The sequence below is a fragment of the Thermostichus sp. MS-CIW-23 genome, from assembly GCF_054059455.1.
On sequence record NZ_JBSSCC010000026.1, the window covers coordinates 15,789 to 32,341 of the forward strand.

Sequence of the window (16,553 nt, forward strand, 5' to 3'; positions counted from 1 at the left end):
TCAACCTATTAAGATCAATCTAGAAGCATTAGGCTAGGTTGCAACCCCTTGACTTCAGAATCGATGATGATACCAAGATTTACCCTAAAGTAGAAGGTTCTGCCCAGGCATCTTTGTAGCACGTGCTACATTTTTGAGTCTCGTTTTTGCCCCAGAAAGGGATCCCCAACCGAAAGCAGGGGTTAGGATAAGAGCCATTGTCGCTGGGGGTTGCGTCGGCCCTTGGCGGTAGAAAGTGGAGTGGGTTGGAACATTCTATCTATCTATCTATGGGGATCCCAGAGGTTATCGTTGCTGCACCTTCTCAACTGAGCCGCCAGCATTTCACAGTGCGGATGCCGGATCCGGCCAATCACCTGCTGGAGGTGGAACTGCAGATCCAAGAGGTGGATCCAGAGGTGCCTTTGCGGCTGCGACTGCCGGTGTGGACGCCGGGATCCTACTTGGTGCGGGAGTATGCCCGTCACGTGCAGGAGTTCCAGGCGGCAACTGAGCAAGGGATCCCTTTGGCCTGGCGGAAGGTGGATAAGAATACCTGGCAAATCGATCCGCCGGGCTGTTCTGCCGTGAAGGTGTGCTATCGGGTCTATGCCTATGAGCTGACGGTGCGCACGAACCATCTGGATTTGACCCACGCCTATTTCAACGGAGCAGCGCTCTTCCTCTACGTGCCCGGTCGCGAGCGGGAACCTTACACTTTGACGGTGATCCCCCCCAAGCCCGATTGGCGCATCGCCACCAGTTTGCGGCCCTTGACCTCTCCTTCTGAGGATCCCGCTTCCGGCCAGTCTTTTGTGGCAGAGGACTATGACGAGCTGGTGGATAGCCCGGTGGAGGTGGGTCCACATCGAGTGCAATCGTTTGAGGTGGAAGGGATCCCGCATTACCTTGTGGTTTGGGGGGCGGGCACTCTGGATGTGGAGCGGGCTGTCGCTGATGCTAAGGCGATTGTCGAAACCACAGCCGCATTTTTTGGTGGGCTACCCTATGACCGTTACTGGTTTATCGTGCATTTGTCGCCGGGAGGATTTGGTGGCCTTGAGCACAAGTACAGCACCACCCTTCTTTACTCTGGGCTGGAGCTGCATCAGCCGGAGTCCTATCGGCGCTTTTTGTCTTTGCTGGCCCACGAGTTGTTTCATGCCTGGAATGTCAAGCGTCTGCGTCCTCTGGCATTGGAAAAGATCGATTACAACCAGGAAAATTATCTGGAATGTCTGTGGTTTTGTGAGGGGGCGACCAGCTATTACGAAAATGTCATCTTGTTGAGGGCAGGGATCCTCAGTGCCGGCGATTTCTTGAAGATTCTTTCCGAACAGATTGGTCGCTTGCAGCGTACTCCGGGCCGGGCCGTGCAATCGCTGCGGGAGTCCAGCTTCGATACCTGGATCAAACTCTACCGCCCCCACGAAAACACCCTCAACAGCCAGGTTTCTTATTACTTAAAAGGGGCTTTGGTCTGTTGGCTGCTGGATCTGCACATCCGTCACCTTTCCGGCGGTCAGGGATCCCTGGATACGGCTTTGCAGGATCTGTGGCAGCGCTTTGGTCGGTCAGAGAAGGGCTACAGCGACCAAGACTTGCGGGAGGCGTTTGAGCGGGCAGCCGGTGCCGATCTTGGCCGGTTTTTCGCAGCCTATGTGGAAGGCACGGAAGAGCTAGACTACAACACTTACCTACACCCCTTTGGCCTCACCCTCAAAGCCCAATTCAGCCGCCCCAACCCCAGCCCTTACTTGGGCCTCAATTTCAACGGCGAGGGCAATCGCATCAGCGCAGTAGAGATGGGATCCCCGGCGCAAAAAGCGGGCATCTGGGCCGGCGATGAGCTGGTGGCCCTGGATGGGTTCAGGGTGAGCGCCGCCAACCTGACAGAACGCTTGACGGCCTATCAGCCCCACCAGATCATTTGTTTGAGCGTTTTTCAAGCCGATCAGTTGAAACATTTCTGGATCCCGTTGGATCCCCCTCGGCCCGATGTCTACACGTTGGAGGTGTTGCCTGAACTGACTCCTGCTCAAGAAGCTCTTCAGCAAGGCTGGCTGGGATCCCTTGTCGGCGCCCAGCTTCGGTCAGAGGCAGGTCCCCATCTGCTTGAAAATTCACCTATCTCCTCCTATCATGTTGAGGCAAGCAGGTAATCCAGTTAACTGGAAAGAAAAGTAACAGCAGCAGAGGACAGGAGTATCTGATGGACTTAGTTTTGGTTTTATTGATTGGGGCAGCTGTTGGTTTCTCGGTAGGCATTTACGTTGCTCGCCAGTATGGGGCCAGTCCTAAACTGGAAATCTGGAAACGAGAGATTATCAGAGATATATCTTCGCAGCTAAGCCAACGCAGCCAAGAACTCAACAACCCGGACAAAGCACTCATCAAGTTGAGCGAAGGATTGGTAGACAAGATTTCTCAAAAGTTACAGGAAAAGTTACAGGCCGTCCAAGCTACCCTTGAAGAGTTTAAATTTCGCCTTGCTGACAGCCAGCAAAGCTTGCTACAGGACTGGGGCAGAGACTTTCTACAAGCTATATCTGTAAAGTTGGCCGAACATGGCCAGCAACTGAACAATCAGCTAGCCATTCTGGAAAATCTAGTGGAAGAGGCCAAAGATATTTATCGGCAACTACGGGTTACTATTCAAAGTTCTCATGGATCCGAGATATGCCCAACTGCAAATCAGGACTCCCAGAATGAGCAGGTTACTCAGGTCATTGGTAAAGCACCAGATCCTGAGACACCAGACGAAGTACTAAGAGACAAGGATGGGACAGCTACTGTTGATATATCAAAGATAGAGTCGTTCTTAAACTCAAAAAACATAAAGATAAAAAGCATAGCTGCGGAAGAAAAAGAGGAAAAGCTAGATCAAATAGCCGCCTTTATGGGCAGCCGATACTCTTTTATCAAGAGATTTTATGGAATGGTTAAATCAAACATGAAGAGCGGCAGTTCTTTCTTCCTAAACCTTAGAGACGAACCTCCACAAGTAGTCAGTTCAACTTGCCAAGTTGCTAAGGAGTTACACGACATCGCATTTTTGGAAGAGTACAGATACTCTAAGGCGCCCAGATGCCTTTTGGTAGCGAGACCCAGTAGGTCGCCTCAGGCGCTGAATTTTCTGGCAGGGAACTGGCTGGAAAGATATGTTAGGGGCACGCTGATCCGCCTTGTTGCGGCTCACACCGAAAAGATCAGTTTCTCTTACGTCGCGAATGCCCAAGTTACTTTATCGAATAGAGCCGATTTTGAGATGGATCTTTTCTTCCATATCAATGATAAATTCTACTGGGTGGAATCGAGGACAGGTGGGTACCAAGATAAAATACAAAAATACTCCGGAATCGCTCATGAACTCGGTCTTCAGGGAAGCCAAGCTTTCATAGTTTTAACTGATGTTAGTCAAGATACAAGAAGTAGTCTATCTTCCCTCTATCACCTGTCAGTGATTGGCGTCGATGAGGTTGAGTCTACCTTTGATGGGATCCTGAAAAGCCATCTCTGAAAGTCTGAAAAAGTCCCCAAGAGCATCGGCTCAGGCCACAATCTTGACGGCTTGCTCCATACACCACCAGGGATCCTCCGCAAAAGCTGGCATGGGAGTGCTGCCTGCCTTGCCCAGAACGGCCAGCCTTACCTCTCGATCTAGACGGGATCCGGCCCCGTAGGGATCTTCTGAGGGAGGTTCCAGCCGTTGCCCCAGAGGGGGCATCACCATAATGCCTGGCTGCATGCTGGTGCTGCTGACCCAGATTTTGAAGCGATCCACCGCTACGTCTGTTCCTTCTGGCAGCTGCATCTGCAGCAGGTAGCGGGGGCCAGAGCCAATCAGCAGGCTCTCGTTGGGGCGTAAACGGGCAGGCAGATCTGGTTGATAGGGGTAAACCAAATCCACGCTGTACCGCCGCTCGTCAAAGACGGTGACATAAACATGCACTGGAGTGGGGGCTCTGTTTCTCAAGGCAATGGCCAGGTTGCGGCCTGCTTGGATTTGCACTTTCCCTTGGGGATCCCGCGGCAGGGGGCTCACTTCGGCAGGGGCAGAGCTGCTGGCCGGGGTTTCCAGTTGGAGAAATTCCACTTCCAAGATGCTGCTCAGCGCATCGCTGGCAGGTTGCAGGTTCAAAAGATTACCAAAAGCAGCCACGTGCTCCAACAGCCGCACCAGCTTGCGAGGCAGGGCCAGTAGCTTCTTCACCGGGATCCGGAAGGCCGCCAGAGCCACCTCTTCCCCCCGCCGGTAAAAGTGATAAGTGGCATCGGGCAACAGCTCTACCCGCAAGTCCGCTGCTTCCGGGTCTGTGTAGGTCAGAAGCGGTGAGGCCGGCAAGGCCGCCAGCAAATCGGCAACGGGCATTTGCACTTGACTGGGATCCGCACAGGTGAAAGCCACCCGCAACGGCTGGAATCGGATAGAGGACATGGGGAAAACCTGGAACGGAGTCTGCCGTATTCTCCTGCTCTGAGGTTGCCAGGCAAGCAAGCCAAGCTCTATATTACCTGCTCATTACCTGCTCAGTTCTCTCGACTGGGCTGTGGCCAAGTCAGCTCTCGGCCAACAGACTCCCAACAGGCCATAGCTCCGTAATCAAACTTAACACCAAAGGCAAATGGAACCATTGGGAAACTATCCCGGATCCCATCTGCAAATGATCTCTTAATGGTCTATTCTTGATCCTGTTGTCGGGTTTGTGGCTGGAGTGGAGCCCACCTCTCCTCTTTCTAGGCTGATCTACGGAGAACCATGTTTAGCAAAGCTTTTTCTTTTCAGAAGGTGTTTGCGCCAGCGCGTCGTCGGTTGCTTGTCCTGCTGTTGGCTGCGTTGATGGCTGGGTTTGGCTGGGGTCTGGCTCCAGTGTTTGCAGCTAGGGATATTCCTGCAGTGGCTCTGTCGCCAACTGAGTCTATTACCTTTACCGAAGCCCAGTTGGCCAAAGGGAAGAAGCTATTCAACACCGCATGCGCCCAGTGCCATGTGGGCGGCCAGACCTATCCCAACCCGGATGTGAGCTTGAAGCTTTCGGATCTGGAGGGGGCAACTCCCCCACGGGATAATGTGCTGGCGATTGTGGATTACATCAAGAATCCAGTCACCTATGACGGGGTGGAGTCTCTGTTGGAGTATCACCCCAACACCCAGCTCACCAGTGAGTATCCACGTCTGCGCAACCTCACCGACGAGGATCTGAAGCTGATTGCGGGCTACATTCTGGTGCAGGCCAAGACCGTTCCCGGCTGGGGTGGTACCAAGAACGAAAGCCACAGCGACCTATCAGCCTATCTCTAATGCCGCATCTGGATCAGAAGTTGCCTATGAGATGGCGGATCCCGTCTCGCCTCTGGGCCTGGGTCGGGATCCTAGCTTTGTTGTGGCTGGGGCTGGCCAGTCCGGTGGCTGCCCGCATTGATCCTTACGTGAACCAGTATTTGCGGGTGAGTGGCCCTGTGGAATTGCCTCTAGATGCCGCAGGGCATACCCTCACCTTTACCCCAGAGCAGCTCACGGACGGCAAAAATCGTTTTCAGTCCGCCTGTTTGAATTGTCATGTGGGCGGTGCCACTTTGCCGGCTCCCAACATTTCCCTCTCTTTGAAGGACTTGCGCGGTGCCACTCCACCCCGAGATACCCTTCAAGCCTTGATGGAGTACCAGCGGGATCCCCGCAGCTACGATGGCTCGGATTCCAGCTATGGATGCCGACCTGTACCCCCTTCCTGGATGGACGACGAAGCCCTGAGAAATCTGGCTGCCTTTATTCTCAGAGCGGCTCAGGTTGCCCCTGGCTGGGGATCCAACGATTTGATCGATGCCGGTTAGGGTGTAGCACAAAAGCCACCGTGCTAGGCCCGCCAAGGCGAGCTGCATAGCGGTACGGCAGGGCTTTAGACCCAATTCTTTGGTAAGGGCACCTTCTTTTCGCTTTTCAATGCGCTTCTGGCCGCGCGAACCCATCTTTGCCCAAGAGAAGCAGAGGAGAAGTAAACTACCCGGCTCCGACCGCTAAGCGGTACGGAGCGGGCTTTCAGTAGCCCTGAGCCTGTTCTGCTCTACCAGAGAACAAAACAAGCCCGGACCTCTAGGCCGGTTTACGGCAGCCCCCAAGAGCGCAATCACATTCGCACCATTCAAATCCGCATCCCCTTCCCATCCACAGTGCCCACACTTGAACGACTTGCCACTGCGGTAGGATTGCGCAGGATCGGGATGGATGTGTAAACACTTGTGACAGGTCTGCGACGTGTAAGCAGGCGGCACAAGAACCAGAGAAACCCCTGCAACCCTCGCCTTGTATTCCAGAAACTGACGTAGTTGGTAGAACGCCCAACTGTTGGCCCTGCGCCGCTCGGCTTTGCTGCGCGGCTGTTGATTGACTCTTTTCCGGATCCCTGTCAGGTCTTCCAGGGCGATAGCGCTGTTGGTAGCTTTTGCCCTAGAGACAATAGCTTTGGAGATGCGATGATTGACCCACGTTTGAAAGCGTCTCTCCTTGCCAGACAGCCGTTGCAACAGTTCTCTGCATCTGCGCCGCGAACTGCGGGTGCCCTTACTGGCTTTGCGTTGGAGTACCGCCCTCAACCGCGAGTGATGGTCTCGTACCTTGTTTAACTGCTGTCCATTCCAGTTCTTCCCCTCTGAGGTATGAGCGATATCTATCCTTCCCAAATCCACCCCGATCACCTTGTCGGTATCTTGTTGCTTGGGTGGTTTTTTCTCTACGCAAATCTGGATGTAGTAGGAGCCATCTTTGCGCTTGACCAGGGTGGCGGATTTGGGGTTGGAACCAGCCAGCATCCCACGCTGGTAGTTGCCAATGACCAGTTCAAAGCGTTCTCTCCCTTCCACCGTGGTCAGCGACACCGTCCAGTCTTTTTGACGGAACGAAAAGATGCGAGCGTCGTAGGTAACAAAGCCGCTCTTAAACTCCTTGACGGGACGCTTTTTCTGCTTAGCCACTTTGCGGGAACCCGCTACCCGTCTGCACACCTGTTGAGCCAAGTTACTGGACAAGCCAAACCGGGCTCGAATCTCGTAGTAGCAAAGGGATTGGAGTTTGACTGCGTTGACTACTTTTTCTGGTGTGTTTTGGTTGACCCAGTTCAATGCCTGTACAAAGGCATCCATCGTCGCGTCCAATTTGGCGGCTTGCGACGGGGACGCCTTGAGCTTACAGGATATGGTCAGGACTTGGCTCATGAGTTCATTGTACTTCATCAAAGCGCATTCCTCCCGACAGTGACCCTACGGGTACAGTGCGGGGCTCCTGCGATTTCTAGCTGAACTCCCCTCTCCCTCTGGGAGAAGGGTTTAGGGGTGAGGGTTGACGGCTTTCAAGATTGAAAAAGGCGGGAATAGAGCTGTTGGTGGACTTGACAATCGCGTTCTTGTAGGAGGGTGAAGCTGCCCAAAGCCGGCCAGCTGGGGGAGAGGTTTGGCCTTTCGGCCCGCTTCACAACCGGCAGGATCTCTTGGTGTACCACTGCCTCGATGGGCTCGTACAACTGAGCCAATAGGCTTTGCCCCTCGGTATGCCCCAAAGGTACCAGACGCACCGCTGCCGAGACCAGCCCAGTGAGGGAGGAGAACAAGAAGGCACGCAGGGTATCTTCCAACCCAATGCCCGCCTGAGCGCAGATCCAGCCAAACACCACGGAATGATGCAGTGGATCCCCCTCTGCCTTGGGGACAGAGATTCCCCAGGTGCGTTCTGCCAGTTGAGCTAGGCGTTTCCCCAAATCTAGGCTGGCTTGGCGCGGCTCTGCCGCCCAACGGGTTGCTTGCAGCTGTTGCTGCAGCTTCTCCACTCCCGACTCGGATCCCAATCGGGATAGACGATGGGCCAAGGCACAGGCTCTGCCCTCGGTGGGGGCTAAGCCCATGTGCAAAACCCCCAACAGGTACTGCTGCACCCCAGCCCGATCGCGAAGTTGACCCGCTTGAACGGCAGCTTCCAAGCCCCAGGAGTGGGAATAAGCCCCAATCGGCAGGGCAGAATCGGTGAGCTGTAGCAACAGATAGAAAGTGCCGCTGGATCCTGGAGAAGTAAGTTGGGAGGAGAGCTCACCACGCATCTTCACCAAGCCTTAGCGGGGGCGGATCAGGCCATAGCCGCCATGGTTGCGGACGTAGATAACGTTGATCTCGCCATTTTCGATATTGCGGAAAACGTAGAAGTCGTGATCCACCAGCTCCAACTGGTGCAACGCTTCCTGAACCGTCATGGGTGGCATGGCGAAGTATTTGGTGCGCACCACCTCTGCGGGTAACTCCGCTTGCCGTTCCGTATTTAGCGGATCGGTGACGGGCTGCTGGGCCACTGCCACGGAGGTTTTGGGGGTGTGGCGGACGCGGTGAATGCCGTTCCGTTCTTTGTATTTGCGCAACTTGCGGGCCAGCTTGTCGGCCACACGGTCGATGCTGGCATAGAGGTTTTCGCTGCTTTCTTCCGCCCGGATCACGGTGCCATTGGCGTAGACGGTCACTTCGGCAGATTGGCTGGCACTGATACGGGGGTTGCGGGCTACCGATAGATTGACATCAACCTCACTGGTGATCTGGGCAAAATGACTGACAGCACGCTCAATTTTTTCTTGAACGTAGCTGCGGATGGCGTCGGTAATCTCGACGTTTTTCCCTTGGATCACAAGCTTAGTCATGAGGACTCTCCCAGTCATGTCGGTTTATACCTGAGATAGCGCCTCATCCCCACCCGGGATCCCTCTAACTCTGGAAAGCGATCCCAGCTCACAGGCGACGTCAGCCCTTTAATTGGCAAAAATGGAGCCCTGTCATCAAGGGTGAGCAGATCGGCTTTGGGAGTGGCACTAACCTCTTGGGTTAAGTCTAGGTTAACATCTCGCTCAAGGATCTCTGCCAGAGGTTAAGAATAAATTTAGGCTCTCTTAATGTTTCAGAGATGTTGAATTCCAGATTTTCCCGAATCGCAGGAGCTCTGTAGAGAAGCGGGATCCCCGCCCTGCAAGACATGCACTTCTATTGGCTGTGTTGAGTGTCTTTGGGAAAGGTTTTTTAGAGTTTAAGTTGCAAGTTCCTCAGTCAAAAGCCAGATCTATCATCAAACCCATAGACAGATCTAGCCTGCTAAAAATCTTCCTGAGCTGGATTTTGAGTTGGTTAAACAATGTCTCTAACTCTGACCTGTTTTTGAGAGACTGAAGGTGGGCCGTATTGCCCATAAGCTCGGCAATCCAGATGCTTCAGCTTTCCTCCAGGGTATGTTGGTATTATCCTACAGCCTAGCAGCATCTTGATTGGATAGCCATTGACAGCAAAAATGAAGGGATATTGATATAAATTAAGCTTTTTATCGATTTTTTATCAATATGAGGCTTTCGACTTGAGAGATGGTGTTGTTGTCGGTATTAGCTTTGACAAGCCTGTTGTTCACTGTTCCATGCTGTAAGGTTTCTATCGGAGAGCTACATAAGTACATAAGAACTTGGAACTCGGTTCTGCCGCTGCAGTCACCTTGAGGAGCGGTGGGGAGAAGGCCAACTCTTTCCGGGGTGGCTGAAATGCTACCCTCGAAACCAGCTTGGTGTGCAAAAGGTGGGGCAGACTGGGTGGGCGGAGGGATCCCGTTGAAGGCGGCAGAGCTTTTAGACAGAGCAGAAGAGGCTCTACAGGAGCAGTTTCAGGCGGTGGAGAAGACCCTCAGAGAGAACCTGGCGCGGGTGCTGCGGGCCTTTCGCGACCAGCGGGTGGGATCCCATCACTTTGCCGGGGTGTCGGGGTATGGCCACGACGACCAGGGGCGGCAGGTTTTGGATCGGGTGTTTGCCCAGATCATGGGCTGTGAGGCAGCGGTGGTGCGGCTGCAGATGGTGTCTGGTACCCATGCCATTGCCTGTGCTTTGTTTGGGGTGCTGCGTCCGGGGGATGAGCTGCTGGCGATTACCGGCCCCCCTTACGACACCCTTGAAGAGGTCATCGGTCTGCGGGGTTCCGGGCGGGGATCCCTACGGGAGTTTGGCATCGGTTACCGCCAGTTGGATTTGCGGGAGGGAACTGTCGATTGGCAGGCCCTGAAAACCGCCCTCAGACCGCAAACCCGCTTGGTTCACATTCAGCGGTCCTGTGGCTACGATTGGCGGCCCAGCTTTTCCATTGCCCAGATTGCCGAGATGATCCAAATGGTCAAAGCGCAAAACCCCGAAGTTGTGGTTTTTGTGGACAATTGCTACGGCGAATTTGTGGAAACCCAGGAGCCAACCCATGTGGGCGCAGATCTGATTGCCGGATCCCTGATCAAAAATCCGGGGGGCACCCTCGTTCCCGCAGGGGGCTATGTGGCCGGGCGGGCAGAGCTGGTGGAGCAAGCCGCTTGTCGGTTAACGGCTCCGGGCATTGGTTCGGAGGGGGGGGCAACTCTAGATCTCAACCGCCTTCTGTTTCAAGGCTTGTTCTTGGCCCCGCAGATGGTGGCCGAAGCGGTGAAGATCGCCCATCTGGCGGCGCAGGTGTTTTCTGATCTGGGCTACCCGGTCTCGCCTCTGCCTCAAACTCCCCGCACCGATATCATCCAGGCCATTCAATTGGGATCCCCGCAAAAGCTGCAGGCTTTCTGCCAAGCGATTCAAAACAGTTCTCCTGTGGATTCCTACCTCACCCCAGTTCCGGAGGTGATGCCCGGTTATGCAGACCCGGTGGTGATGGCAGCAGGCACCTTTATTGCCGGGAGCAGCGCCGAGCTGTCTGCCGATGGGCCGATGCGGGATCCCTACACCGTCTACTTGCAGGGGGGAACCCATCTCTACCATGGGCGGCTGGCCCTAGAAGCCGTCTTGCAAGCTTGGGAAACCCTGTAGGCCAACAGTTTGCTCTCGGCTGAAACAGCAAGGAAGGGGCAAGCCAACAACCTCAAAACTCAGCACGAAGTTGGCAGAAGTTGTCGTCTCTGACCAACTTTTCGCTCAATCAATCAGGGGGTAGGATCAGTCTACAGTTGCCATTCTTTAGAAAGGGATCCCTTCCGATGTTGAGCTGGTATCGTTCTTGCGTGTCTCCTCGCCGTTGGGGATCCCGTTTGACTCTGGCTCTGGTGGCATTGGGGTTGGCCGGCGGCTGTCGGCTGCTGGATCGGGTGGGAGAGAGAGGCTTGCCGGTGGGATCTGCGCTGACCCGTTCTGCTCTGTGGAGAGGCAGCCAAACCGTGACGGGAGCGCTGGAGGTGGGAGATCAAGTCAGCCGCCAGTACGGCAGCTTTTGGGATGGGATCCCCGTCACCGCTGAGCCGGGACAAATTTTGATTGCGGCCCTAGAGAGCGAAGATTTTGATGCTTATCTGGAGCTGGTGGACGGTCAAGGGCGGGTGATTGGCTTTGACGATGACTCTGGCCTGGATGTGAATGCCCTGTTGGCAGTGCGTCTGCCGGAGGGAGGCACCTATACCCTGCGGGCCACCAGCTTTGAGCCCGAATCCACCGGCAACTACCGGCTCACCTATATCCTCACCCAGGTAGATTGGCAGGAAAGCCTATCGGGCCGTCTGCAGGAGGGATCCCTTCAGCATCCCGAGGATGGCAGTTGGATGGACGAATATCCCATTGCCGCCCGCGCCGGCCAGATCCTGATCGCTTCCATGACCAGCTCCGATTTCGATGCCTTTTTGCAGCTGCTGGATCCCAGTGGAGAAGTCAGGGCTTGGGATGATGACCAAGGGGGTGGAACCGATGCTCTGATGATTGCCTTTCTGCCCCGCACCGGCACTTATACCCTGCGGGCCAACACCCATAAGCCACGAGAAGAAGGAGCCTATAGGTTACAGTACGCCTTGCGCTAGCCCCTGCTCGCCCAGATTCCCTGTCTTACAGCTTGGATAAGGGGGCTTGTGAACCTTCTGATGCTGATGTCGAGATTTTGACAGGAATCATCGTTTTTTAACGCCTAATGTTGATTAATGTTGATATATGTCAGGAGTTGCCAGTTTACCTTCCTAAGATCCTCACAAAGCCAGAAGGGGCACTGCTTGCTGAGCTTTGTGGGAAAGCATAACATCTTATCCTAAGTTGTGACGGAGCTGAAATATTGTCCTCGGGGATGAGGTCTTTTTTCTAGAATCGAATCGATGGCCTAGACCATTCTTTTGCAGTTCAGCCCCTATCTCCACAAAATGGATGCCATGACTCCTGAAATGGTACGCCAGTTTTGGTCTTTGGTCAGCGAGATTGGCAGGCCAGATTGGCTCACAAAGCGTGACGATGACTTGGTGAACCTGCTTCTGAGCGCCTGTCAGAAAAAACACGCCCTCAGCAGTGTCGATGCCTCAATTCTCAATCGCTACATCAGCATTCGCTTGCCCTTGATTCGCGATATCCTCGTGGATTAAACCTAGAGAGGACAAGGTTTTCCCATCATGCTGGCCGCACAAATCACCTTGCTGGTCTACGGGGCACTGCTTTTGGTGGGCGGAGCAATCGGCTATAGCAAAGGCAAAAGCTCCAAGTCTCTCATCGGGGGGCTGGTTGGGGCTGCCCTCAGCGGAGTCAGCTATGGGCTGCTGGGGGTGGATCCCCGCTGGGGGCTGGGCTTGGGCCTGGGGACGACAGTGCTGGGATCTATCGTATTCGCCCTGCGCTACCGCAAAACCCGAACGTTAATGCCTGCCGGCTTGATGTTCATCCTCAGCTTGGGAGCAGCTGTCCTTCTGGGACTTAGCTTTGGAGCGGCCTAGGCGACTTCTGGTTGCGCCGGTGGGGTGAAGTTTGTTGAACATTCGATGTAGTCAATTTCGATGTAGTCAATTTTCAGCTCTCGGCCCGAGCGAATCTGATACATTTACGCTGAACACTGCTGAACATCACTGTTCAACTATGCAGCGATAGCATTCTGTTTGTTTCCAAACAGAATGGCGGTATCCCGCAAAGCTTTGAGTAGAATACCCAAAGCGCAGTTTCCGTGTCGTCTTACTACCAATTTTCTGCTTTGCTTTGGCTACCATGTTGGCAGACTCGAAAGTAAACAGAAAGATCAACTGGTAGTAATCCGTACTGAACATATTATACATTATTTTCAGTATAGTTGAGCTTATTATTGACTAGAGTCATGCTCTTCCATCGGGGATCCACAGTTGGGGCAAGCATAGCGCCGGCCTATTTCTGGCTTGTATTCTTGGCCCCAGGGATGGCAATAGGCAATGAGCGGCGTTTCCCGGATGACCAACTGGGATCCCTGTAGGAAAGTACCCTGGGTTTGTGCGGCATAGGCAAAGGTTAGGCTGGCCGGCTCTACACAGGTGAACTGTCCTACCACCAGGTGCACCCGAGCGATCTGAGGCTGTCCCGGCTGACTTTGCCACCAGTCACGTAGTGTTTGGATCAAGGCGCGGGTCATGTCGGTCTCGTGCATCTCTTACCTCCAGTCGCCGGCCATTTCTGGCGTCGCCTCCGGGTGGATGTAGGCGGGCTTCTCTCGGCGCGGCAGTTGCCCAGATACCACCAAATGGGCCAGCGTATCGCAAATAACTCGGGTGGCCATTAGAGCTGTGATATCGCTGATGTCGTAGGGGGGAGAGACTTCCACCACCTCTAGGCCGCAGATCGGCGCTTCCCGCACAATGCGCTTGAGCAAGTAGAGCGCTTCCCGCGGCAGCAGCCCACCCGGCTCTGGCCAGCCTGTACCGGGTACAAAGCCGGCATCGATGCAGTCGATATCGAAGCTGATGTACACACAATCGGTGCCGTCTAGGGCTTTTTCGAGGGCGAAATCGGCGGCTGCATCCAAGCCCATTTCGGTGATGTCGGTAACGGTGAGGATGTGGGTGGCCCGCTCCCGGCACACCTTCACCCCTTGCCGTGGCACTTGCCAGCCGCCAATGCCCAGTTGCACCAGGTTATGGGCCGGTGCGTTGCGGATGTTGGTGGCATGAAACCAAGGCTAAGCCTCGACTCATTGTTGCCAGCCGGATAGGGAAAGCCTCGCTTCTTTGGCCAAAGCCGCTTGGGCTTCGGTGGAAAAGCCGTTATTTGCGTTCGATTCGGTGGTCATGGCTGGGATCCCCCGTTAGGTGGTGTATTCGGCGTTGATGCGCACGTAATCGTAGCTGAGATCGCAGCCCCAGGCCACGCCCTGGCCGGATCCCTGATGGAGATCCACGGTGAAGGTCACCGGATCCCCTTTCAAGTACTCAGAGGCTGCCTTGCGATCGAAAGCCAGGGGCATTCCCGCCTGCATGAGCAGAAAATCCCCCAGACGAATATCCAACCGGCGGCTGTCAAAAGGGATCCCGGCTCGGCCGGCGGCGGCTGCCACCCGTCCCCAGTTGGGATCGTTGCCAAAAGCTGCCGCCTTCACCAAGGGAGAGCTGGCGATCACACGGGCCATATGCCGGGCTGCCCCATCATCCACAGCCCCACACACCCGAATTTCCAGCAGCTTGGTAGCTCCTTCCCCATCGCGGGCAATGGCCTTAGCCAGATGAATGCAAACTTGGTTGACCATCTCCGCCAAAGTCTGGGCAGCTTCTGTGCCGGCTTGCAGGGTTGGGATCCCACTTTGGCCGTTGGCCAGAGCCAAGAGCATGTCGTTGGTGCTGGTATCCCCATCCACCGTGATTTGGTTAAAGCTGAGGTCGGCAGCTTGCTTGAGGATCTGCTGCCACAGGCGGGGATCCACAGCCGCGTCACAGGTTAAAAAAGCCAGCATCGTGGCCAAGTTGGGGTGGATCATGCCGGATCCCTTGGCAATGCCCCCGACCCTGACGGTGTACCCGTCGATCTCAGCTTGCAGGGCAACGCTTTTGGTCACCAAGTCGGTGGTGATGATGGCGCGGGCGGCGCTCTCCCCCCCCTCTGGAGAGAGGCTGTCGATAAGGCCGGGCAGGGCTGCTTGGATTTTCGGCATTTCCAGTTGTCGCCCGATGACCCCTGTGGAGGCCGTGAGCACCTGATGGGCCGGGATCCCCAACCGTTCTCCCACCCAGAGGGCCAGTTGGGCATTGTTGCGCTCCCCTTCTTCGCCGGTACAGGCATTGGCTTGCCCGGCATTGCAGAGAATGGCCCGCACCGGCTGCTGCTGGGAAAGGATCCCTTGGTTGTAGGTGACACAGGCTGCTTTGACCTGATTGGTGGTGAAAACGCCTGCCCCAACCGCATCGCACTCGGAAACGATCAAAGCCAGATCCGCAGCTCCTGAGGGCTTGAGGCCAGCGGCCACTCCAGCGGCTCGAAATCCTCGCGGGGCTGTAACAGCACCTGCAACCGGTTTAAATGGGGATCCCATGTGTTCCTTGGCCAGGGGGTGGTCGGCAATATCATACCGGCTGGCTGCCCGGATTTGGACTATCGCAAGCTTTCGGTGAAAAACTCTCTAAGAACCGGTTCTGAGGGCAAGAGTTGTAGTTATGCCTACCAAGCAGAGGCGGCAGAGAGGGTTATTTTGAAAGTGTGCGCTTTCTATCACCCATCTTTTCCCCTTTTTAGATTGGGAAGGATACTCTTCTATCCTCTGCTCTGGGAACTGCCAGCCATGCCTGCCCCTGTCATCACCCTCAACCATGTCAGCAAGGTCTATTCCAATGGCACGGTGGCTTTGCAGGACATGAATATGACCATCCAAGAAGGGCAGTTTGTCAGCTTGGTGGGGCCATCCGGCTGTGGGAAAAGCACAGTGCTACGGTTGGTGGCAGGTCTGGGGCATCTGACCACAGGCTTTATCGAATGGGGGCAAAATCTTGAGAAGGATGCTCCCCAAGGGGAACCCAAGTTGGCCTTTGTGTTTCAGGAACCGGCCCTTATGCCTTGGGCAACGGTGATGGACAATGTGCGTCTGCCCTTGAAGTTGGCAGGTGAGCCCAAGCCAAAAGCCGATCGAGATGTCTTGGAAGCTCTACAACGGGTGGGCCTGCAGGGGTTTGAGCGCAGTTTTCCCCGCGAGCTATCGGGCGGCATGCGCATGCGGGTTTCCATTGCTCGCGCCCTGGTAACCAAGCCCCAAGTGTTGCTGATGGACGAGCCCTTCGGCGCTTTGGATGAAATCACCCGCAGCAAGTTGAACAGCGATCTGTTGGAGCTGTGGCAAGAAAAGCGCTGGACGGTGCTCTTCGTTACCCACAACATTTACGAGGCTGTCTACCTGTCCAACCGCGTGGTGGTGATGGCGGCTCGCCCAGGGCGAGTGGTAGCCGATATTCCCATCGATGCGCCCTATCCCCGCTCGGAAGACTTTCGCACCTCTTCCCTTTACAACAACTACTGCCGTGAAGTGTCGGCCCGTCTGCACGAGGCCATGCACGGCTCAGCTCAGGATCCTTATTTGCGCCCCCTCTCTGCTGGACGTTTGCGCTGATGGGATCCCTGGCTTAGCGGTGTTCTCTCTGTTGCGTAAGTCCCTTGATGCCCCAACCTCACGATATGTTCGACCTGTTTGTCCAGCTTCTCGAGCCATGGCGCCGTTGGCTGGGATCCCTTGTTGGCTTGGGGGAGAGCTGGCCTCTCCATTGGCCAGATTGGTCTCTGCCCAAGCTGACCGGCGCAGTTGGAGAAAAACTCGGATCCCAACCCACGGATGAGGCAGACATACCGAGTGCCGGCTCAGGGGTGCCT

General features: G+C 55.1%; 15 protein-coding genes and 1 pseudogene. 9 read left to right on the plus strand and 7 right to left on the minus strand.

Annotated features, from left to right (window positions below; all coding sequences use genetic code 11):
* Nucleotides 1-269 precede the first annotated feature (269 nt).
* Both ACVW0B_RS09905 and ACVW0B_RS09910 read left to right on the plus strand, forming a co-directional pair.
* Nucleotides 270-2,141, plus strand: coding sequence for a M61 family metallopeptidase (locus tag ACVW0B_RS09905; RefSeq protein WP_457491596.1), 1,872 nt, complete (start codon nt 270-272; stop codon nt 2,139-2,141).
* A gap of 50 nt (nt 2,142-2,191) precedes the next feature.
* On the plus strand, nt 2,192-3,499 hold the full coding sequence (locus ACVW0B_RS09910; RefSeq protein ID WP_457443342.1) for a hypothetical protein: 1,308 nt from the start codon (nt 2,192-2,194) through the stop codon (nt 3,497-3,499).
* Between the two features lie 30 nt (nt 3,500-3,529).
* On the opposite strand, the gene ACVW0B_RS09915 is transcribed toward ACVW0B_RS09910, so the two are convergent.
* Nucleotides 3,530-4,417 (minus strand): hypothetical protein, encoded by an 888-nt coding sequence (locus ACVW0B_RS09915; protein ID WP_414375365.1) that lies wholly within the window; start codon nt 4,415-4,417, stop codon nt 3,530-3,532.
* A gap of 321 nt (nt 4,418-4,738) precedes the next feature.
* On the opposite strand from ACVW0B_RS09915, the gene psbV reads away from it, so the two are divergent.
* Together psbV and psbV2 are read left to right on the plus strand one after the other, a co-directional pair.
* Complete coding sequence (psbV, locus tag ACVW0B_RS09920) at nt 4,739-5,281, plus strand: photosystem II cytochrome c-550 (protein WP_011434097.1); 543 nt, start codon at nt 4,739-4,741, stop codon at nt 5,279-5,281.
* A 26-nt stretch (nt 5,282-5,307) separates the two neighbouring features.
* Nucleotides 5,308-5,811 (plus strand): photosystem II cytochrome PsbV2, encoded by a 504-nt coding sequence (gene psbV2, locus ACVW0B_RS09925; protein ID WP_414380910.1) that lies wholly within the window; start codon nt 5,308-5,310, stop codon nt 5,809-5,811.
* 183 nt (nt 5,812-5,994) lie between these two features.
* Here psbV2 and ACVW0B_RS09930 read toward each other — a convergent pair whose 3' ends face one another.
* The 3 genes from ACVW0B_RS09930 to hpf all read right to left on the minus strand — a co-directional run bounded on the left by ACVW0B_RS09930 (nt 5,995) and on the right by hpf (nt 8,648).
* Nucleotides 5,995-7,188: an RNA-guided endonuclease InsQ/TnpB family protein gene (locus ACVW0B_RS09930; RefSeq protein ID WP_457491585.1), complete on the minus strand. Its 1,194-nt coding sequence runs from the start codon at nt 7,186-7,188 to the stop codon at nt 5,995-5,997.
* A 134-nt stretch (nt 7,189-7,322) separates the two neighbouring features.
* Nucleotides 7,323-8,063: an urease accessory protein UreF gene (locus ACVW0B_RS09935; protein ID WP_148202769.1), complete on the minus strand. Its 741-nt coding sequence runs from the start codon at nt 8,061-8,063 to the stop codon at nt 7,323-7,325.
* A 12-nt stretch (nt 8,064-8,075) separates the two neighbouring features.
* Nucleotides 8,076-8,648: a ribosome hibernation-promoting factor, HPF/YfiA family gene (gene hpf / locus ACVW0B_RS09940; protein ID WP_011434101.1), complete on the minus strand. Its 573-nt coding sequence runs from the start codon at nt 8,646-8,648 to the stop codon at nt 8,076-8,078.
* Nucleotides 8,649-9,527: 879 nt separating this feature from the next.
* Between hpf and ACVW0B_RS09945 the strand changes: the two genes are divergently transcribed.
* From ACVW0B_RS09945 to ACVW0B_RS09960, 4 genes are all read left to right on the plus strand, one after another.
* Nucleotides 9,528-10,820 carry a methionine gamma-lyase family protein gene (locus tag ACVW0B_RS09945; protein WP_414341573.1) on the plus strand — a complete coding sequence of 431 codons (1,293 nt, stop codon included), beginning with the start codon at nt 9,528-9,530 and terminating at the stop codon, nt 10,818-10,820.
* Between the two features lie 167 nt (nt 10,821-10,987).
* On the plus strand, nt 10,988-11,794 hold the full coding sequence (locus ACVW0B_RS09950) for a PPC domain-containing protein (protein WP_457387553.1): 807 nt from the start codon (nt 10,988-10,990) through the stop codon (nt 11,792-11,794).
* 339 nt (nt 11,795-12,133) lie between these two features.
* Nucleotides 12,134-12,340 (plus strand): hypothetical protein, encoded by a 207-nt coding sequence (locus ACVW0B_RS09955; protein WP_238376795.1) that lies wholly within the window; start codon nt 12,134-12,136, stop codon nt 12,338-12,340.
* Nucleotides 12,341-12,367: 27 nt separating this feature from the next.
* On the plus strand, nt 12,368-12,685 hold the full coding sequence (locus tag ACVW0B_RS09960; RefSeq protein WP_011434105.1) for a TMEM14 family protein: 318 nt from the start codon (nt 12,368-12,370) through the stop codon (nt 12,683-12,685).
* Nucleotides 12,686-13,041: 356 nt separating this feature from the next.
* Here the strand turns inward: ACVW0B_RS09960 and ACVW0B_RS09965 are convergent, their stop codons facing one another.
* The 3 genes and pseudogenes from ACVW0B_RS09965 to argJ form a co-directional block, all read right to left on the minus strand.
* A complete protein-coding gene (locus ACVW0B_RS09965; RefSeq protein WP_457491586.1) occupies nt 13,042-13,359 on the minus strand; it encodes a hydrogenase maturation nickel metallochaperone HypA/HybF in 318 nt (105 codons plus the stop codon).
* A 3-nt stretch (nt 13,360-13,362) separates the two neighbouring features.
* Nucleotides 13,363-13,887 (minus strand): annotated as a pseudogene (locus ACVW0B_RS09970) (arginase family protein); the annotation flags it as partial.
* Nucleotides 13,888-14,013: 126 nt separating this feature from the next.
* A complete protein-coding gene (gene argJ, locus ACVW0B_RS09975) occupies nt 14,014-15,231 on the minus strand; it encodes a bifunctional glutamate N-acetyltransferase/amino-acid acetyltransferase ArgJ (RefSeq protein WP_457385120.1) in 1,218 nt (405 codons plus the stop codon).
* Nucleotides 15,232-15,477: 246 nt separating this feature from the next.
* Here argJ and ACVW0B_RS09980 point away from each other — a divergent pair, with 246 nt between their 5' ends.
* Nucleotides 15,478-16,296, plus strand: coding sequence for an ABC transporter ATP-binding protein (locus ACVW0B_RS09980; RefSeq protein WP_457491587.1), 819 nt, complete (start codon nt 15,478-15,480; stop codon nt 16,294-16,296).
* Nucleotides 16,297-16,553: the final 257 nt, after the last annotated feature.